The organism is Halanaerobium salsuginis (assembly GCF_900114545.1).
GTDB lineage: Bacteria > Bacillota > Halanaerobiia > Halanaerobiales > Halanaerobiaceae > Halanaerobium > Halanaerobium salsuginis.
Window position 1 is genome coordinate 1 of the sequence record NZ_FOTI01000017.1, and the last position, 20,183, is coordinate 20,183.

General features: G+C 32.9%; 15 protein-coding genes. All 15 read right to left on the reverse strand.

Annotated elements, in window-relative coordinates; translation table 11 throughout:
• Positions 1 to 597: 597 nt before the first annotated feature.
• The 15 genes from yicI to BMZ74_RS07000 all read right to left on the reverse strand — a co-directional run bounded on the left by yicI (position 598) and on the right by BMZ74_RS07000 (position 19,929).
• Positions 598 to 2,952 carry an alpha-xylosidase gene (yicI, locus tag BMZ74_RS06930; protein WP_089861399.1) on the reverse strand — a complete coding sequence of 785 codons (2,355 nt, stop codon included), beginning with the start codon at positions 2,950 to 2,952 and terminating at the stop codon, positions 598 to 600.
• 126 nt (positions 2,953 to 3,078) lie between these two features.
• Positions 3,079 to 4,320 carry an ABC transporter substrate-binding protein gene (locus BMZ74_RS06935; protein ID WP_089861401.1) on the reverse strand — a complete coding sequence of 414 codons (1,242 nt, stop codon included), beginning with the start codon at positions 4,318 to 4,320 and terminating at the stop codon, positions 3,079 to 3,081.
• Positions 4,321 to 4,364: 44 nt separating this feature from the next.
• Complete coding sequence (locus BMZ74_RS06940; RefSeq protein ID WP_089861403.1) at positions 4,365 to 5,204, reverse strand: carbohydrate ABC transporter permease; 840 nt, start codon at positions 5,202 to 5,204, stop codon at positions 4,365 to 4,367.
• On the reverse strand, positions 5,204 to 6,076 hold the full coding sequence (locus BMZ74_RS06945; protein ID WP_089861405.1) for a carbohydrate ABC transporter permease: 873 nt from the start codon (positions 6,074 to 6,076) through the stop codon (positions 5,204 to 5,206). Before BMZ74_RS06945 ends, BMZ74_RS06940 begins: the two co-directional genes overlap by 1 nt.
• A gap of 97 nt (positions 6,077 to 6,173) precedes the next feature.
• On the reverse strand, positions 6,174 to 7,238 hold the full coding sequence (locus BMZ74_RS06950) for a LacI family DNA-binding transcriptional regulator (RefSeq protein ID WP_089861407.1): 1,065 nt from the start codon (positions 7,236 to 7,238) through the stop codon (positions 6,174 to 6,176).
• 204 nt (positions 7,239 to 7,442) lie between these two features.
• The gene (locus tag BMZ74_RS06955) at positions 7,443 to 8,831 is read right to left on the reverse strand and encodes an MATE family efflux transporter (RefSeq protein WP_089861409.1); all 1,389 of its coding nucleotides are present in this window, start codon (positions 8,829 to 8,831) and stop codon (positions 7,443 to 7,445) included.
• Between the two features lie 24 nt (positions 8,832 to 8,855).
• Positions 8,856 to 10,064, reverse strand: a complete 1,209-nt coding sequence (locus tag BMZ74_RS06960) for an MFS transporter (RefSeq protein WP_089861411.1) — start codon at positions 10,062 to 10,064, stop codon at positions 8,856 to 8,858.
• 144 nt (positions 10,065 to 10,208) lie between these two features.
• Complete coding sequence (locus tag BMZ74_RS06965; RefSeq protein ID WP_089861413.1) at positions 10,209 to 11,357, reverse strand: glycerate kinase family protein; 1,149 nt, start codon at positions 11,355 to 11,357, stop codon at positions 10,209 to 10,211.
• A 23-nt stretch (positions 11,358 to 11,380) separates the two neighbouring features.
• Positions 11,381 to 12,352, reverse strand: coding sequence for a D-2-hydroxyacid dehydrogenase (locus tag BMZ74_RS06970; protein WP_089861415.1), 972 nt, complete (start codon positions 12,350 to 12,352; stop codon positions 11,381 to 11,383).
• Between the two features lie 78 nt (positions 12,353 to 12,430).
• Entirely contained in the window at positions 12,431 to 14,179 is a 1,749-nt protein-coding gene (locus tag BMZ74_RS06975; protein ID WP_089861417.1) for a sugar phosphorylase, read from the reverse strand.
• 78 nt (positions 14,180 to 14,257) lie between these two features.
• Positions 14,258 to 15,601 carry a glycosyltransferase family 4 protein gene (locus BMZ74_RS06980; protein ID WP_089861419.1) on the reverse strand — a complete coding sequence of 448 codons (1,344 nt, stop codon included), beginning with the start codon at positions 15,599 to 15,601 and terminating at the stop codon, positions 14,258 to 14,260.
• A 26-nt stretch (positions 15,602 to 15,627) separates the two neighbouring features.
• Positions 15,628 to 16,470 (reverse strand): carbohydrate ABC transporter permease, encoded by an 843-nt coding sequence (locus BMZ74_RS06985; protein WP_089861421.1) that lies wholly within the window; start codon positions 16,468 to 16,470, stop codon positions 15,628 to 15,630.
• On the reverse strand, positions 16,464 to 17,330 hold the full coding sequence (locus BMZ74_RS06990; RefSeq protein ID WP_218142056.1) for a carbohydrate ABC transporter permease: 867 nt from the start codon (positions 17,328 to 17,330) through the stop codon (positions 16,464 to 16,466). The genes BMZ74_RS06985 and BMZ74_RS06990 overlap by 7 nt, the downstream gene beginning before the upstream one ends.
• Positions 17,331 to 17,425: 95 nt before the next feature.
• Positions 17,426 to 18,742: an ABC transporter substrate-binding protein gene (locus BMZ74_RS06995; RefSeq protein WP_089861425.1), complete on the reverse strand. Its 1,317-nt coding sequence runs from the start codon at positions 18,740 to 18,742 to the stop codon at positions 17,426 to 17,428.
• A 182-nt stretch (positions 18,743 to 18,924) separates the two neighbouring features.
• Positions 18,925 to 19,929 carry a LacI family DNA-binding transcriptional regulator gene (locus BMZ74_RS07000; protein WP_089861427.1) on the reverse strand — a complete coding sequence of 335 codons (1,005 nt, stop codon included), beginning with the start codon at positions 19,927 to 19,929 and terminating at the stop codon, positions 18,925 to 18,927.
• Positions 19,930 to 20,183 lie beyond the last annotated feature (254 nt).

The window sequence follows — 20,183 nt, forward strand, 5'->3', positions numbered from 1 at the left end:
CCAGTGTTGAGAGAACTTTTTCCAGGCTAAAAGAGCATCTGAATTTAGAGAACTTAACTGTAATGGGAGCCAAAAAAGTTAAAACTCATTTACTGTTAAGCTCAATCAGTTTGATAGCTGCAAGAATTGCAGCAGAGAAAATCAAGCTTCAAAACCAGACTTTAGCTGCTTAAAGAGCATTTTAAAACATGATTTTAAGTTACCCAAGCTAAGTGCGTTTAAATTTAGCAGTAAATCTATGGTAAATTTTTAAAATCTACAATTTCAAGTTAAAAGGCTTATTTTTATGATTCACAGACAATATTTTTTTGAATTAAACTAAATTAAGCGTATTATGAAATTCGCTTATATATTAAATTGCTCTTTTATTGATGAAGAATTAACTTGCTGCTAAAAACTAATTTTGAGCAACTTCTTGATAAAATTTTTCCCACATATATAGTACCAGCTCTTTTGAATAGTAATTGTCGCCTGCTCTAGAAAGTTCTTTAGCATTTTTATAATAATCAGGTAAAAAAAGCTGTCTCGTTTTAAGACAGCCTTTTTTCTAAATAAAATAATTAATCTAGTTAAATTTTATTTTTTAATATATTTAAATTAAAAATTGACTATAACTTCTTGCTCAACTGGAGTTAAAACAGCTTCATCTTGAGTAAAATTATAGTTTGCTCCACTTACAGAATTTGCTTTAACAGGATTATGCAAAATTATTCTTAAGCCGGCCGGCAATTTAGATAAATTAATTTTAATTTGATCAGCAGTTTTTTCAAGCTTAACTTTAAGTCCCAATTCAGCCTGACTGGTAAATACTTCTGTCTGAATTACACTGCTAGTCAAACTGTATACATTTAAACTAAGGTCAGTTAAATAATCATAATCTGCCTGATTACTTTGCGAGCCAACTGCTAGTACACTATCCTGTCTAATGTAAATAGGTAGAGAAAAATAATCATATTGTTCACTATACCAGCAGCCGCCTTTTTTAATCTCTCCAGTTAAATAATGTGTCCAATTACCATCTGGTAAATAATAGTCTACTTTTCCAGCTTTATTAAAGATTGGAGCGACTAAAATTGAGTCTCCTAACATATATTGCTGATCAAGATATTTAACAGCTGGATCAGCTGGAAATTCTAAAATCATGGGTCTCAGAACAGGAATTCCAGTCCGGGCAGCTTTAATTGACATTGCATATAAATACGGCATTAAACCCAATTTGAGTTTAGTGAACTTTTCCAGAACCTTACTTGACTCTTCATCAAATGACCAGGGAACTCGATAGCTTTGTGAGCCATGCAAACGACTATGTGTTGAAAGTAAACCAAATTGCACCCAGCGTTTATAAAGATCAGGTGTAGTAGTCATTTCAAAACCACCAATATCATGTGACCAGAAAGAAAAACCGGACATGGCAAAAGATAAACCACCTCGTAGAGTTTCAGCCATAGAAGCATAACTGGCTGAACTGTCTCCTCCCCAGTGAACAGGAAACTTCTGGCTCCCTGCTGTAGCACTTCTAGCAAATAAAACAGCTTCATTCTTACCTTTTTCTTTTTCTAAAAGCTCAAAAACTGTCTTATTATAAAGATAGGTATAATAATTATGCATAGCTGCTGGATCAGAGCCATCAAAATATTCAACATCAACTGGAATTCTTTCCCCAAAATCAGTTTTGAAGCAATCAACTCCTAAATCCAGTAATTTTTTTAGCTGTTCAGCATACCAATTTGCAGCTGCTGGATTAGTAAAATCAACCAGGGCCATACCAGGCTGCCAATGATCGAGCTGTTTAATCCCTTTGCCATCTTTTCTTTTAACAAAATAACCATTTGCTAAACCTTCCCGAAAGAATTCAGTTCCTTGAGCTATATAAGGATTTAACCAGACAGATATTTTTAAACCTCTTTCATGATAGCGCTTTAACATAGCAGCTGGATCAGGGAAAATACGTTCATCCCAGCTAAAATCTGTCCAGTGAAATTCTTGCATCCAGAAACAATCAAAATGGAAAACATCAAGTGGAATATCACGTTCTTCCATTCCCGAAATAAATTTATTAGTTGTTTCTTCATCATAGTCAGTAGTAAAAGAAGTAGAAAGCCAGAGTCCATAAGACCAGGCAGGTGGCAAAGCAGGCTTACCAGTTAAGTCTGTATAACGACTCAGCACTTCTTTGTTATCTTTTCCATAAATAAAATAATAGCTTAATTCCTCACCAGGAACTGAGAAACCAACATATTCAACTTTTTCACTAGCAACTTCAAATGATACATTATCACTATGATCAACAAAAACACCATAATTGTGACTTGTCATATAAAATGGAATACTTTTATAAGCAACCTGAGATGCAGTTCCACCATCCTCATTCCATGTTTCAACAACCTGACCATTTTTTACGAAAGCAGTAAATCTTTCTCCAAAACCATAGACACACTCCCCCGGAGCAAGCGAAAGCTCTGTTAAAAGATAAGGATCATAGTCTGCTTTTAAATAATCATTGCTGGGCAGCATAGAAGCAAAAGATTTGTTATAACGAAAATAACCAAGGTTTCTAAAACCACAGCTTGTCAAAATTTTACCATCTGCCTCAAATTGATAACCAAAATTATCTCTATCTACTCTAACTGTAACTTCTCCAGCTGTCATAACTGCTTCTGAGGCAGTTATTTCAACATCTACCGACTGAGGATTAAGGTTCTTATCAAATCTAATTTTATTATCTTTATATCCCTGATAATGTGAATTTTTTACATTAATAATCCCCGGGCCAACTGCTTTAAATTCAATGGTAATTGTTCCAACATCAAGAGCATCAGCTCGACTCTCAATTTTATGGCCAGGTGCAATAATTCGCATGCCATTTTCAATTTTCTCAACCTGATAGGCATGCATTGCATAAACTGGATTTGCTTTTTCACTTCTAAGCCAGTAACCTTCTGTAAACTTCATTTATTAACCAGTCCTCTCCCTAACAAATAAATTAGAGCAGAAAAAGCAAACTACTTCCCACAACGAGTTAGCTCTTTCCACTCATTAATTCAGTTGATTTAGTCTAAAAAAGTTTATTTAATAAGTCTAATTACTACCATCAACTTTAACCCAATTATTTTCAATTAACTTACAAGCCTGATCTTTATCAATAGTATTACCAACATAAGCCTGCATTGCTTCTGCAAAAGCCATATGGAAAGAATCAGTTGAATAAATAATAGTTAACTGACCTGCTCCTTTAGCAGCAACTGATTGTTTAGCTCCTTTAATTATGTCATAATCAGATTGATAATCCATTTTTACTGGAGGTACTACTCCAGCAACATTTACAAACCAATTTTGACCGTAATCTGAGGTATACCACCAGTTAACAAAATCTAAGACTGTTTCTAAATTATCTGAATTTCTACTAATTCTTAAGGCTTGATCTGCACCAGAAATAACTTGTGCTTGAGCTGGATTATCTGAAACAGGATAACCAACAAAACCAATTTTTAAATTAGGGTCAATTTGATCTAAACTATCTTCCACCCAGGGACCCTGACCAACCATCATTGCTGCTTTACCAGTAGAAAAATTAGCAATTTCAGTATTCAATGTTGCTTCTAAAGGTTTAGCATCACCATGCTCTGATACTAAATCTACAAAGTGAAAAAAGTTATTATATAAAATAGGATAATCTTTTAAATTCGCTTCACCATTTTCAAATTTTTTAATTAAAGCAGCTGGATTATTGGTTGTTGCTGCCAAAAAATGCTGAAAAACATGTTTATAAACCCACCATTCACCAAAGCCACTAGTAAAGGGAGTTATTCCAGCTTCTTCTAATTTTGTAATAGCTGTTTCTAACTCTGACATTGTAGCTGGAGCCTGTTCAATACCTGCCTGAGCAAATAAATCTTTATTATAAATCAAACCAAAATAGTTTCCTTTAATTGCTAGTCCATAAACTCCCTCACCACTGCTATCTGCCATAACTTTTTTAATAGCTGGCTGCATAGCATCAACTAAAGGTTGACCACTCAAATCATAAGAATATTCTTTATAAAGATCTATTTCTTTACCAGGTGCAGAAGCAAAAATGTCAGGTACATCCCCTGAGTTAAGTTTAACTTTTAATAGAGTTGGATAATCACTCTGGATAGTCTGATAGTTAATTTTAACATCAGGTTCTATTTTTTGATAAGCATCAATTAATTGATTAATCGCTGTTGCATATTCGGGCATCGAAATAAAGATATCAATTGTTTTTTCCTGAGCTGTAATAGTACCAGTTAAGCCAAATAATAAGCCAGTAATTACTAAAATTGAAATAATTTTTTTCATTAAAATCTCTCCTTTATAATTTTTAGTTTAATTTAAATACATAATTATCCCTTGACTGAACCAGCTACAACCCCCTTTACAATATATTTTTGTAAAAAGATAAAAAATAAAATTGAAGGTACGACAGTTAAAACCATAGCTGTCATAGCATAATGCCATTGAGTATTATATTGGCCAACAAAATTGTAGGCTGCCAGAACTAATGTCTTGGTTTTTTCACTGCTATTTACCATTAAAAGTGGTAAGAGAAAATCATTCCAAATCCACATTACATCAAGTACAATAACTGTAACAGTTACCGGTTTTAATATAGGAAAAATAACATAAATAAAAGTCTTAAAAGTAGAAGCTCCATCTATATAAGCGCTTTCATCTATTTCCCGGGGAATAGTCTTCATAAAATTAATATAGATAAAAGTTGCCATTGGAATTCCAAATCCCCAATATTGAATTCCAAGTCCAACCCGACTACCAGAAAGATGAATTATATTCATTACTTTTAAAAGTGTAATCATGAAAGTTTGAAAAGGAATCAGCATTGGAGTAATTATAAAAAGCTGGGCCAGTCTGGTATATTTATTACGCTGACGATCAATAATATAGGCGGCAAGTGAAGATAAAGCAACTATGCCTGCTATACCAATTGCAGTAATTAAAAGATTATTTAAAAATAGCTGGGGATAATTCATTTTATCAATTACATACAAGTAATTACTAAAGTTCAATTTTTCTGGTAAAGCAATTACATCAATAATAACTTCTCTAAATGATTTAAAAGAATTAATTACCATTAAGAAAACAGGATAAATAAAGACAATAGCAATTAAAATAATAATAAATTCTAAAATAAGGTTTTTAAGTTTATTTTTTTGTGATATTTTCATTAAACTTCTACCTCATTTCTACGTGATATAGTTAAAACAATTTGTGTCATAATTAAAACAATCAAGAAAAAAACAAGCGCTTTGGCTGATCCTAACCCATAATTATTATACTGAAAGGCTTCGCGATAAATATCAAGAGTAGCACTATAAGTAGCTCCACCTGGTCCTCCTTGAGTTAAAGCCAGAATGATATCAAAAACTTTTAACCCATTAGTTAGTGACATAAAAAGACAAATTGTTATTGAAGGACCAAGAAGCGGCAATTTAACTCTAAAAAATCTGCTTAGAGCACCTGCTCCATCTACAGTAGCAGCTTCCATAACATCTTCGGGAATAGCCTGCAAACCAGCAATATAGAGTACTATATAAAATCCTAATTGCTGCCATACTCCTACAAAAACAACTGCGTAAAAGGCCAGATGTGCATTGCCGAGCCAGCTTAAATTAAGAAATCCCCAACCTGTAATTTCAAATAAGCGTGCAAAACCCTGTGAAAAAATAAATTTCCAGATAAAGCCTACTATAATCATACTCATAATATATGGAACAAAAAATACCCCTCTTAAAATATTTGCTGTCTTAATTTTCTGAACCAGAAAAGTTGCCAGAATTAATGCCATAACATTACTCAACAGCATAAATAAAAACGTATATTTCCCTGTAAAAATTAGAACATTAAGAAATTGGGAATTATTAAAAAATAAAGTTTTAAAATTTTGCAATCCAATAAATTTAGCAGATTTAGAAATTCCGTTCCACTCAGTTAAAGAATAATAACTGCTAATTACAAATGGCAGATAAATAGTTATACTAACCATAATCAATGCCGGTAAGGTAAATAAAATTAGTTCTTTTTTACTTTTATTGCCCATAATAGCCTCCTTCAATTAAATTTTTAAAACTACAGCTAATTCTTAATAAAGTTACCTAAATAGTTATTGATACACGTGTCTCAAAAAAAGCAAATTTTTAACTCAATCCCCGATAGTTATCATAGTAGCAGAGGTTTTCTTTCATTACTATTTCTAATTTAGTAATATACTCTTCGGTTTGAATATCTTTCTGATCAGCTAGCATTTCAAATAGTAATTTTAAAGGAAAATAGCCCTGGTTAAAAGGCTGCTGACAAATAACTGCCTGAACTAAATCAGCCTCAATTAATTTGACGGTTCCCTGGTATAAGTCATAGCCAATTATTTTCACTTGACTTGCCTTGCCAAGTTTATTTATTGCTTCTGCCACTGCCTTTAAAGTTTGATTAACTACAAAAACTGCTGTCAAGTCTTGATTAACTAAACTAATTTCCTCTACTTTTTCAACTACTTCTTTGTTTAAAGAAGCTGTTAAATTAAAATTCTGAGTAATTTCCCAGGGACCAATTAATTTAAAGTCATTAAGTTTCTGTAAAACATCTTTAAAACCTGTAATTCGTTGAGCAGCAATTCTGTCTTCAGGATCTCCAATAATAGCAATCTTTCCCGGGTCAGCCATTTTGGCAATGATTTCTCCTGCTAAACGCCCTGATTGATAATAATCACAGCCAAAATAAAAGAGACGATTACTGCCAGGTAAATCACGATTAAAAGTAGCCACTGGGATTCCTCTTTCAACTAACTCATTAATTAGAGTAATGAGTTCTGGTTTGTCCCAGGCAGATAAAATTAAAGCATCTACTTGTTCAGCCAGTTCTTTAATCTGAGCTAATTGTTCTTCCCGAGACTGAGCAGCTCGAATAATTATGTTTAATCCATAGTGATTTAGTTCTTCATAAATTTCATCAATACCCTGATTAATCTTTTCAGCAAACTTGCGTGGAAAATAATATGAGATAGCAATTGTATAATTAGTCATTTTAGCTAGATGTCTGGCTGCCCGATTTGGAGTATAATTTATTTTTTCAATATACTTTAAAACTTTTTCTTTAGTAGCTGCTGCTACATTACCTCTTTCATTTATTACCCGATCAATTGTACTCCTTGACAAATCAAGCCTCCTGGCTATTTCTGTTACAGTTATATTCTTATTCTCCCGCAATTTTTAACCCCCCTTCCAATTTTTTGAAGTACGTGTGTCAAAATAAATAAATTTAAAAGATAATTTAAGTCTTAAATTATCTTACTAATATACTAATTCAAGATTGAAACTAATATTCCTGCTCTAAATTTTAATTTCTTTGCTTATTAAATAAATAGTAGATAAAAAATAATAATTTTACACTCATCTACTATTAAGTTAAATCTAAATAGCTTTATTCTTTTTCCAACCACCATGCTTAAACCAGACTAAGCCAATAATCGCACTGATAAAATTAGAAATAAACATTCCCCACCAGATTCCATTTGCTCCCAGAGCAAAATAACCTGATAAAAGTTTAGCTGCTGGAACTCTTAGTCCCCAGAGAGAAATTAATGCTAAAATCATAGCAGCAATTGTATTACCTGCTCCTCTAAAAGAGCCCCCTATTACAATCCTAATCCCCAGAAAGCCAAAAGAAAGACCAACTATTTTAAGAAAAGCAATTCCATAACTGACAACTTCTTCATTATCATTAAATACTTTAATAATCTGACCAGGAAAAATCTGAGTAATTAAAATTAAAGCTGACATAATAGCAAAAGTTAAAATAACAGCTGTCCAGACAATTTTTTCAGCTCTTTCAACTTTATCAGCACCAATTGTTTGACCAACCATGGTAGTTGTGGCCATCGATAAACCTCGCATTGGCATCATTACAACTGACATGATTCTATTTCCAATCCCATAGGCTGCTACAACCATTGTGCCAAAATTAGAAACGATACCCATTAAAATAGTCATACCTAAAGCAATGATCGATTGCTCAGTAGCAGATGGTACACCTAGCTTAATGATTCCTTTTTGCATTTCAAGATCAGGAATTAAGTTTTTAGCATAAAGCTTAATTCCTTTTTCTCCTTTAAAAAGAATATATATACCATAAAGACCAGCAATGGCCCGGGATAAGATAGTTGCAATTGCAGCACCTCTGACTCCCCAGGCTGGAAAAATCCACCATCCCAGAATTAAAAAAGGATCTAAAATAATATTAAATATTGTTGAAAAAACCATCATTTTCATTGGAGTTTTTGTATCTCCTACTCCTCTTAACAGAGCTCGAAAAACAAAAAAAATAAACATAAAAGTTACTCCAGCAAAAATTATATCTAAATAAGCAACTGCATCACCAATAATTTTTTCTGGTGCTCCAATTAAATATAATATTTTTCGATCAAAAATGAAGCCTAAACTACCACAAAGCAGAGCTAAAAAAATAACTAGAGTAAAAATTTGTCCAGCTACATGATCAACCATTTTTTGATTATTAGCTCCTGTATATTGAGCAACAAGCGTTGTCCCGGCAACTGTCATTCCACCACCAATTGAAATCAATAGAAAAACCAGCGGATAACCCAATGAAATAGCTGCAACAGAATCTGCGCCCATTTTACCTACCCAAAAAGTATCAGCTAAATTATATAAAACCTGCATTGTGTTTCCCACCATAATTGGCCAGGAAATCTTAAACAATGTTTTAGGAATTGAGCCATTTAAAATTGCTGCCCGATTTTCCGATACACTATTATCATTCTTAGTTAAATTTTTTTGCATTTACAATCACCTAGATTACTAATTTCAAGTTTGAAATTTTTCTTTTAGAACTACTAACAGCAAAATAAAAACTGCTGTTGCTGCCATTGAAATACTAACTTTGAACATAATTGCAGTCCCAAAGCCATCGATTAAATAACCTCCTAAAATACTTCCACCAATTCCACTTACTCCAAATGCTGCCATCAGAGTAATACTTTGCGCAGTTGTAATTAAATTTTCCGGTGCAACTAATCGAACATAATAACGAACTGCTACTAGAAAAACTCCATAAGATAGTGACTGCAGCATACCAAAAAAAATAAAATAAACTGGTGAAACAGCCAGAGCCGCAATAATAAATCTCAGCAGATAAAAAAAAGCTGAAAAAAGAAGTAGAAATTTAGTTTTATACTTGGCCAGAAAAAATTTAGCTGTAAAAAAAATTGGGGCCTCACTTAACGCATTAAAAAATAGAGTATAACCAAGATCAGCTGTATTACCACCAACAGATTTAATAATTGGCGCTAAATAAATAAAAATCATCTGATTAGGAATAAAAATAAGCAGACTAATTAATAAAATAAAAACATAATCAAAATTCTTAAATAACTCGATTATATGCTCTTCTGGCTGATTTATTTCTGATTTAAGTTTACTAGCTTTTAAACGATCATAACTTTTATCTTCAGTTTTAAAAGCAACTATTAAAACAGCTAAGATAATAATTCCATAGCTGGAAAAATGAATAGTCCAGCCAAATCTTTCAATTACCTGACCTGCTATAGTAACAACAATTGCATAGCCAATAGATCCCCAGGCTCTCATAAAACCATAATTATGGGCTGTATAAGCTGATGTTTCTAAGATCCAACTATCAAGCACGGATTGCTGTGGTTCCCACAGAAATCCAATTATTCCTATCATTAAAACTAATAAAAAATCCCCGTAAAAAATAGCCGGGGTTGCTACTAAAGCCATCAAAAACATCGAAAAAATAAAAATCCATTTTCTAGTCTGCAGACGATCACAAATATAACCAACAATTGGTGGGCCTAAGAGTCCCATAAAAGTTCTTAAAGAAATCATACTACCTATTTCTAGATTACTATAGCCAAGATCAGTTAAATAGTAAACTAAATAGGCCCCCAAAATTGCCCAACTGCTCCAGAAAAAAAATTGCAGAACCGAAAATTTTGTCATAATAAGTTGATCATTATTCTGCTTTACTTTAGCAGCTAAATTTTTCAGCATTTTAACTCCTTAATTAACTAATTTAAGATGAATAACAGATTTAAATATAATTTATTTAACAGACTCAGTCAAAGTTAAATCTTTTGAGTAGTTAAATTATCTATCTGCTCTATATAATAATACAATAAAATAGTTTAAAATCCTTTAATTTAGCTTAAATTCATTCCTAATATTTATTGTCCGCATAATTTGAGCTGCTAATGATTCAATTAAAGCTGGTGTATATTGCTTAATTTCTTCAAATTGAGCTGGTTGGTTTATGATACTAAAATAAGCAGTAATTCCAACTTCGAGAACTGCTGCTGCATCTTCAGCAACTGTACCGGCAATAGCAATTACCGGGATTTTATGTAGTTTTGCCTGCCGGGCTACTCCAACTGGAGTTTTACCATGAATTGACTGTCCATCAAGCTGACCCTCACCAGTAAATATTAAATCTATTTCCTGGAGACGAGACTCAAAATCTATTTGTTCAAAAACAATATCTATTCCCGGTTTTAATTCAGCACCTAAAAAAGCAACCAGACCAGCTCCCAGACCACCAGCTGCTCCTGCTCCTGCTATTTTATTTAAATCTTTTCCAAATTGTTTCTTAACTAACCTGTTAAAATGGCGTAAATTTTGGTCAAGAATCTTAACTGCTGCCTGATCTGCCCCCTTCTGCGGCCCATAGACATAAGCAGCTCCTTGCTTACCAAATAGGGGATTATCTACATCACAGGCAACTAAAATTTCGACCTCAGCCAAAGCTGGATCCAGACTGCTCAAGTCTATTTCAGCTAACTGATTTAAATTGCCTCCACCAAATCCGATTTCCTCTCCTTTTTTATCCAATAGCTTTGCCCCCAGAGCTTGAGCCATTCCTGCTCCAGCGTCATTTGTTGCACTGCCACCAATACCAATAATTATTTTTTCTACCTGGTGAGTAAGTGCGGCTGATATTAATTCACCAGTACCATAAGTTGTAGTCCAGAGAGGATTCTGATCTGATTTAGCAAGCAGAGGTAAACCAGAAGCAGCAGCCATCTCAATTACAGCAGTTTTATTATCACCTAAAATACCAAATTCAGCTTTAACTTGATTACCTGCTGGCCCAGTTACTTGCTCAGTAATTATTTTACCTTCAGTAGCATCTACTAGAGCTTGAACTGTTCCTTCTCCTCCATCAGCCAGCGGTAATAAATCTACATCCTGCTCAGAATTATAAGCTAAAATACCTTTTTTAATATTTTCAGCAACTTCAAGTGCAGTTAATGATCCTTTAAAAGAATCTGGTGCAACTAATATCTTCAATTTCTTCTCTCCTTCCAAATAAATTAATTTATCTGATTAATTGAGTTTCCTGCCAAAAAAGCAGTTAAATTAGCAACTACTGTTTTTAATAAACGCTGTCTAGATTCATGTGAAGCCCAGGCAATATGTGGGGTAATAATTGTGTTTTCTGAATTAAGCAGTGGATTATTTGAAGTTGGTGGTTCAGCTGCTAAAACATCAACAGCCGCTCCACTAACCTGGCCAGATTCTAAAGCAGCTGCTAAATCAGTTTCATTAATCAGTTCTCCGCGGGCAGTATTAATAATTATTACTCCCTCTTTCATCTGAGCAATACTCTGACGATTAATCATATCTCTAGTAGTTTCTGTTAAAGGGCAGTGCAGACTAATTATATCAGAAGTTTTATATAGATCTGTTAGTGAAAGAAATTTAATATTAGCTGTATTAATTTCTGGATCAGCCTTTTTTTGCTCTGCGCTTCTATCATAAGCAACAATTTTCATCTTAAATGCACGGGCCAGTTCTGCTGTTCGCTGGCCAATTCTACCATAACCAATCAAACCTATTACTTTGTCCTGGAGTTCCACTAAAGGATAATTCCAGAAACAAAAATCATCAGCTCGCTGCCAGGCTCCATCCTTAACAGCATGATTATGCTCACCAACATGATGAGCCAATTCTAACAACAGTGCAAACACAAATTGAGCAACTGCATCTGTTCCATAGGCTGGTACATTAGTAACTACTATTCCCTTTTCAGCCGCTGCTTTTATATCAATTACATTATAGCCTGTTGCCAGTACTCCAATATATTTTAAGTCAGGTAAGTCAGCTATTGTTTCAGCAGTTAAAGGTGTTTTATTAGTTAATAAAACTTCTGCTCCCTGAGCTCTTGCCTTGATTTTCTCTTCTGGTGTACGAGGATATACCTGAAGCTCTCCCAAATCAGCCAATCCTTGCCAGCTTAGATCTCCCGGATTTAGTGCCTGGCCATCTAGAACTACTATTTTCATTATACTTTACCTCCAGCTTAAATAATTTAATAAATGATTTAATTACATGATACAGCTAAATAAAGATAAAGTAAAAAATTATTTAAGCCAGCAAATTTGATATGGCTCTAGTTCAATTTCAATTTGATTAGTCAAATAATAAGTTTTAGCAGTTAATAGATCGGTTATTTTATCTCTTTTTAAGCTACTAAATATCTGAGGTGAAAGACTTAATTTTACTTGCTGTGCTGAAACATTAATTAAACAACTAATTTGTTCTCTACCTTGACCTCGCTGCACAGCAAAAATATGCTTATTTAAATCAAGTATTTTTTGAGCTGCCTGGGGATCAAAAGCTGATTCTGATGAACGTAATTTTAATAATTCTTTATAACCAGTGAAAACTAAATTGCGAAAACTCCCTTTAGTTTTTAACTCTGTAGTTAAATATTCTATCTGTAATTTTTCCCGATTAATAGTTCGCTTTTCCCCAGTAGCAGCAACTCCAGCTAAATAATTTTCTGAGCCAAGTAATGAGTGGAGATAGATGCCTGGAATCCCCTGCAAAACAAGCATTATTGCCTGAGATGCCAAAAACTGTTCTGCTTGTTCTGCTGTTGATTTAGTCTTATCTCTAATGGCATCAACATATGTTATATTTAGCTCATAAGGACTTTTTGTGCCATCACTATTTTGTTTATATGAAATCTGACCTGATTTAGCCTGTACAGCTGTTACTATCTTCTCTATTTCTAACTCATTTAAAATACCTTCTGCTGGTCGTAAACCAATTCCATCATGGGAAGCCAAAAAATTAAAAAAGTAATTACCTGGAGCTGGTTTTTTTATTTTTTTAGCCCATTTAGTAAGTTTACGACTATCTGATTCTAAAAAAGTATATAGTACAAGTGGTGGTAGGACAAATTGATAGACAAGATCAGCTTCCTCTACTGCAGAACCGCCAAAATAGCTAATGTTTTCTGCATGTGGTACATTAGTTTCTGTTAAAATTAGTGTTTTGGGAGCTACAATTTCAAAAATTTCTTTAAAAAGCTGAATTAGCTGATGAGTTTCTGGTAAATGGATACAGCTGGTACCTATTTCTTTCCAGAGATAAGCAATTGCATCTAATCTAATTATTCTTGCTCCCTGGGCAGCATAAAATAACAGCACTGTAATAATTTCAAGTAATACAGCTGGCTCTTTGAAATTAAGATCAATCTGATCTGGACTAAAAGTAGTCCAGACATATTTAAGGCCAGCAACTGTCTCAACCTCTGTTAAAAGTGGTTTAGCACGTGGCCTAGTCACTTCTGATAAATCAAGTTCGGGATCCACTTCAATAAAATATCTGCTGTATTTGCCCTTTTGGGCTAGATATTTCTGGAACCAGTCACTGGAAGCTGAAATGTGATTTATTACTGCATCAAATAAAAGCGAAAACTCTTTGCGAAAATCATTAATATCTTTCCAATTACCAAGTTTTTGATCTACCGCTTTATAATTAATAACTGCAAAGCCATCATCTGAAGAGTAAGGGAAAAAAGGCAAGATATGAATAATACTAATTACATCAGCTAGATAATTTTCAAAGAATTTACGCAAAGTTTGTAGTGGTTTCTCCTGGCTGCCTTTAAGATGATCACCATAACAAATCACAACATTATCAGCTGCAGTTAAGTTTTCTGGATCAGATTTATTAGCTCTCAGTTCAGGATGCACATTTGCAAATTCCTGGATAATATTCTCCAGCTTCTGATAAATCAAATCAGCTTTTTGTTGACTATAAACTAAAACTAGTTTGTTTTTTAATTTTTGCTTTTGCTTTTCAGATATAGTAAAATTCATAAATTATCACTCCAGTTAAAAAAATTAAGCCCCAAAAATAATATTTAAAGTGACCTAGATTAAACTAATATTTTAAAACTAAGTGACTAAGTCAAATTTAGTCAACAGCTTTTCTAATAAATTTTCTAATCTTTGATAAGAAAAATAACATGCCCCAACTGCAAAATTATGTGCTACAACCTCAGATCTATAATTAGTGTCTTTAAGATATTTGATTGCTTCTTGTATAGCACCTTTAAACTGATCAGCTGGTAATTTGATATAGCCATTCTTCCTTTTTTGATAATCACTACCTAATGAAGCAAGTTTAAGCCCATATGAACTGAGATCAGCCCGAAATACCGGATACTCAAAGATAAGCAGAGGTTTTTGAGCAAATAAAGCTTCTAATAATTGATTACCCCAACCTTCTTTAATACTAGTATAAGTTATTAAATCAGCAATTACATAACTATCCCAAAATGAATAAATCTTTTGTCCTGCTGATTGTTGACGCTGCTGAGCAAATAATTGGTTAGCAAAAATAAGTTTCAGATTATAATCAGCTGCCATTTGCTTTAAAAATTCTAGATAAGCTGCTTCTGCTTCCGGTAATCCAGGTAAGAGAAAAACTACTTCATTTTCTGGTCCAAATATTCTGCCATCGTAAAGCTCAAAATTTGTTAATTGCCTAGCCAATTTAGCAGCAGTCTCAATTGCCAGTTCAATAGCTTTTCGTTCTGCAATTCTGGTTGCATGTAAAATAATAATATCATCAGCTTTGATTCCAAGTTTGCTGCGTAAATCATAGTTATAACTATCTATCTGCCAGGGCTGCTGCTGGAAATTAAATACATTTGGTACTACTGTTGACTTAAGTCCCTTACGTTTTTTTAGTTCAGCCTGAGCTAGACTGTTAATTACAACCTCTTCTGAATTAGTAAGAGAAGGAGGAAAATAATCTGCCAGTATTTCAGCTATAAAATTACAGCTGGGTTCACTATAAAGCTCGCGCTCCCAATAAAAATCATGATGATGGCAAATAACAGGTAATTCAAATTCACGAATAACTTTTGCTAATGCTAAAGCAGCCGGGATATTCCAGCCTAAAGAAAAAATATTATTAGGAATTAATAGATCAAATTTAGCTTTTTTAATTACTTCTTTTAAATGCTGATTCAATTTTTCAACAGCAGTCATGATTTCTGTTTTGAAAGCTGTTTCATTTTGGTAGTCACTTAAATGCTGATAAGCATTTCTGACAAATTTTTCATTTTGAGGATTTTTATAATTCAACTCTGGTAAATAAATATCCGCTTCAGGACTCCCCGAAATATATCTTACCTGATGACCCATTTTCTCTAAAACAAATCTCCATTTATCCATTTCAAGCGAAACACCATCTGTCTGACCTGTTCTAAAGTGAATTAATGCTATTTTCATAAATAAACTTCCTCCCCAATTTCAATTTATTCTTTAACTCCTCCAAAGGTAAGTCCACCTGTAATAAAACGCTCAATCGAGAGAAAGAGAATAATTACTGGAATTGCAGTTAAAATAGAAGCTGCCATCATTCTTCCCCAAACATAGTGTTGAGTATAGAATAACTGATTTAAGCCCAGAGGAAGTGTCCTTAGCTGACTTGAATTAATAAAAACAGAAGCAAATAAGTATTCATTCCAGGCAATCATAAAGGCATAAATAAAAACAGATACAATTGCTGGAGCTGAAAGAGGAATTACAATTCGATAAATCACCTCGAGACGGCTGCAACCATCAATTATTGCAGCCTCTTCTATGCTTTCGGGTACCGTTCTAAAATAATTACCCAACATATATAAAGATACTGGCAAGGTCTGAACAACATAGGTGACAATTAATGAAGTTCTGGTGTCAAATAAACCCAGTTTAGTAATTAACTGAAAAAGTGGAATTACTAATAGCACACCACCAAACATATAAACAAGCAAAACTCCTCGTTGAATAGCTGCTCGACCTGTATATTCAAGACGAGCAAAACTATAAGAGCCAAAAATTGAAATAACTATACCTATACCGGCTGACAGAAAAGCTACAAGTAGACTATTTTTAAAATAAATTAAGAATGGAAAAATATCAGGATTTAAGACTCCTTTATAATGTTCCATAGTAGGATTTTCTGGCATAATTTGGGGAGGAAAAGTATTTTGCTCATTATCAGGTTTAAATGATGAACTCAACATTGTAACAAAGGGAAGTAAAACAAAAGTTAATAAAATAATTAATAAAACTACAAAAATAATATTTTTTAAAATTGTATTTTTACCTACCATTCTAACACCTTCTTTACATAAAACATAATAAAACCTAAAACAAAAATAAATAGAATTGCTGAAATAGCTGCTGCCTGTCCAAAATCATAACTGGCAAATGCTTTTTCGTAAATATAAACTGGCAGTACATTAACCGAAGCTGAAAGCAAATATACTTCAGAAAATTTATAGAAGTTCCAGATAGTTCTTAAAATCACCAGTGCTCCCAATACAAACTTTAATTCTGGTAAAGTAATATGTTTAAATTTCTGCCAGGCAGAAGCCCCATCTACTTCAGCTGCTTCATAAAGGCTGGCGGAAATTGACTGCAGCTCTGCTAAAATCATTAAAAAAGCAAAAGGGAAATTACGCCAAATATTAAATATAATTACAGCATAGATTGCAAAAGCCGGTGATTCAATCCAATTAATATGCTGGGGAAATAAATGTAATATATCAACTAAAAAATAATTAGCCTGTCCAAAAACAGGATTAAAAAGATATTTCCAACCAAAAACTGCTGAAATAACTGGGGTTACATAAGGTAGTAAAATAACTCCTCGAATTACTGAACGACCAGGAAAATCTCTATTTAGTAATAAAGCCACAGCTAGACCAAGTACAGTTGTACCAATAACTGTTGTAATAGTAAAAATTAGTGAAGTTCGAAAAGAAATCCAGAAATCTAAATCTGTTAATATGTCTATAAAGTGAGCTAAACCAACAAAAGTATTAGGCTGAATCGGATTCATATTAACTTCCTGCATACTTAACCAGAGATTATAAAAAACTGGATAAAAAATTAAAGTACTGATAGCAACTACTGTTGGTAAAATAAGCCAATAACCAAGTTTGGCATCACGATCAGTTTTAAACTTCATATAAGCTACCTCCCTGTGCATAAGAAAATCTCAGCTATAATTACTCCCGGCAACTTTTAATTAGCCGGGAGTAATTTTTTTAAATTAAATTATAGTTATTCAATTGCCTCTTCCATTTCTTTTTGTCCCCATTCAGCTGCTTTTTCAGCTGTCCAGCCATTTTCAGTCATTTTCATAATTGTCTGACCGACAATAAATTGGCTGGTAATATTACCTATTTCAGGGAAGACTTTACCGGCAACATAACCAAACTTACCAATACTATCAAGACCACCAGCAATTTCTCCAGCTTTTTCGCCCCATACTTCTAAAACATTATTATCAAGATAATGAGAATTTTCTGCAATTGAAGAACGAACTGGGTTCATGCCACCAGGAGCCATGTGTAAAAAATCAATATAATTATCTCCGCTTAATAAAAATTCAGCAAATAATCTAGCTCCTTCCATCTGATCATCTTTATTACCTTTTATAAATGTTAATCCCATAATTTGTCCAAAAACTGAATCAGATTTTTGAGTCATTTTATTGGCAAAAGCAGTTTTATCAACTAAGTTGGCTACTATGCTTCCCTTTTCTCCTTGATATGCTGTAGCTTCCAGCCCAATATCATCCATAATATAAGTAGAATACATCATCATTGGTACTCGACCAGCTAAATAAAGATCTCTAGCATCACGCCATCCATTTGGTCCAGGAGGGGTAAATTGAGCCAATCTATTATAAAAATCAAGTGTTTCAATCATTGCTGGAGAATTAAATATTATCTTACCATCTTCAGAAAAAATACGCGCATTATTAGCAAGTGCATATTGAGTAAAGGTCTGCCTGGTATAAGCATCTTTATTGGTTCCAATTACTATACCATATTTTTGCTCAGCTGGATTATTAAAAGTTTCGGCAGCTTTAATAATATTATTCCAATTAGTAGGTGGTTTAAGTCCTTTTTCTTTAAATAAGTCTTCTCGATACCAGATTCCCTGAACCCAGCCATGAAAGGGAACACCATAATAACCACTATCTGGACTAGCCAGCATTTTTAAACTTCCTTTAAAAAAGTCATTCGAACCAATTTTATCAATTACCGTATTAACATCAGCTTTAGAAATCATTCCTTCTGCACCCATTTTTAAAATAACTTCAGCACCCATCTCAACAATTTCTGGTAATCTTCCCGCAGCCATACCAGCTACCAGTTTAGTTGGAATATCATTTTCCTGAACTGTGACCAGATTTATTTCATAATTAGGATTTTCTGCTTCGAAACGATCAATCAAATTATTAATAACCTCAACTCGATCTTCTTCAGTCTGAGTTGTCCAATATTCAACCGTAGTTTTTGCTAAAATGGATGTACTTAATCCAACTAATAAAAAACTAACTAAAATAAATAAAAATAATTTTTTTCTCAATTTTCACCCTCCTAATAATATTAAGATAATTAACGCTAAAAATATTTGCAGCCTTTTATATCACCTCCAGACTAATCAGATTAATTTAGTCAATCGTTTGACCAAATTAACAAAATATTTTCTTCTATTTATAAGCTAATTAATAATTTTGATTAGCTAAGTCATTACTTTTAAAACTAATTTTAAATAATTGACTGAACTGAATTTCTTTTGATTAATTGACAGGGTAAATAAATTTTATGTGCAGTTAAGGGCTGTTCTTTGATAACTTTATATAGCATTTCCATTGCCTGTTGACCCAATTTTTCTTCTGGTTGAGATATTGTGGTTAGTTCTGGTTCTGAAGCTAAGGAAATAATATTATTATCAAAACCAATTACTGAAATATCATGAGGTACTTTTAGACCAGCTTTTTTAATAGCTTTAATAGCACCTACCCCCATTTCATCACTAGCTGCAAAAACTGCAGTTATATTTTTATTTATTTGTAATAATTTATTCATTGCTCTAATCCCACTGGCTAATTTAAAATTTCCTTCTACTATTAAGTCTTCTTTTATTTCTAAATTATTATCATTTAATGCCTTTTTATAACCCTGAATCCGATAGGCACCTGATTCTTTATCAACTGCTGAGCCACTAATCATTGCAATTTTTGTATGACCTGCTTTAATTAAATATTCGACAGCTCGATAAGATTCTTTAACATTATCTATATGAACTGAAGGCAATTCTTCAGCAACCTCTCTAGCTACAACTACTGTTGGAATTTCGCTTTTAATTAATAATTTTCTACAACTTACTGGCATTTTACCACTAGCAAATAATAATCCATCTACCCTTTTTTCCTGTAAAAGATTGATATACTTTAATTCTGCATTTTCTTGACCACCTGTTGTAGAAATAACTAAACTATAACCATACTTACTTGCTATTTTTTCAATTCCACTAGCTACTCTGGCAAAATATGTATTTGCTAGATCACTAATAATTAGACCAATAGTTTTAGTTTCTTTAGTTACCAGACTGCGTGCAATTTGATTTGGATTATACCCTAACTCTGCTGCAACTTTAAATATTTTCTTTTGAGTCTTTTCACTTGCTTTTGGTATTCCATTTAATACTCGTGAAACTGTAGATTCTGTTACTCCCACTTTCTCCGCAATATCTTTTAAAGTTACTGCCATATTAATACCTCATTTATTATAAATTTATGTGTTATAAGTTAATAGTTAAATCTAATTAAATATATTTATAATTATCTAACTATTTTGATTTAATTTTATTATAATAAAATTTCAAACTTTAGTCAAGCGCTTGTCTTAAATTAATTTAATCAAATTTTTAAAAATAAATTATTAAGATAAATAAAAAAGAGCCTTTATAATAGCTGCTAAACTATTTAGGCTCTTTAATTATTTCTGACTAAAAAATTATAATA

Excerpts from the sequence above, each read along its gene's own strand:
- BMZ74_RS06980 (WP_089861419.1), bottom strand. The coding sequence starts at position 15,601 with ATGAAAATAGCATTAATTCACTTTAGAACAGGTCAGACAGATGGTGTT.
- BMZ74_RS06990 (WP_218142056.1), bottom strand. The coding sequence starts at position 17,330 with ATGAAGTTTAAAACTGATCGTGATGCCAAACTTGGTTATTGGCTTATT.
- BMZ74_RS07000 (WP_089861427.1), bottom strand. The coding sequence starts at position 19,929 with ATGGCAGTAACTTTAAAAGATATTGCGGAGAAAGTGGGAGTAACAGAA.
- BMZ74_RS06955 (WP_089861409.1), bottom strand. The coding sequence starts at position 8,831 with ATGCAAAAAAATTTAACTAAGAATGATAATAGTGTATCGGAAAATCGG.
- BMZ74_RS06970 (WP_089861415.1), bottom strand. The coding sequence starts at position 12,352 with ATGAAAATAGTAGTTCTAGATGGCCAGGCACTAAATCCGGGAGATCTA.
- BMZ74_RS06960 (WP_089861411.1), bottom strand. The coding sequence starts at position 10,064 with ATGCTGAAAAATTTAGCTGCTAAAGTAAAGCAGAATAATGATCAACTT.
- BMZ74_RS06985 (WP_089861421.1), bottom strand. The coding sequence starts at position 16,470 with ATGGTAGGTAAAAATACAATTTTAAAAAATATTATTTTTGTAGTTTTA.
- BMZ74_RS06975 (WP_089861417.1), bottom strand. The coding sequence starts at position 14,179 with ATGAATTTTACTATATCTGAAAAGCAAAAGCAAAAATTAAAAAACAAA.
- BMZ74_RS06935 (WP_089861401.1), bottom strand. The coding sequence starts at position 4,320 with ATGAAAAAAATTATTTCAATTTTAGTAATTACTGGCTTATTATTTGGC.
- BMZ74_RS06945 (WP_089861405.1), bottom strand. The coding sequence starts at position 6,076 with ATGGGCAATAAAAGTAAAAAAGAACTAATTTTATTTACCTTACCGGCA.
- BMZ74_RS06940 (WP_089861403.1), bottom strand. The coding sequence starts at position 5,204 with ATGAAAATATCACAAAAAAATAAACTTAAAAACCTTATTTTAGAATTT.
- yicI (WP_089861399.1), bottom strand. The coding sequence starts at position 2,952 with ATGAAGTTTACAGAAGGTTACTGGCTTAGAAGTGAAAAAGCAAATCCA.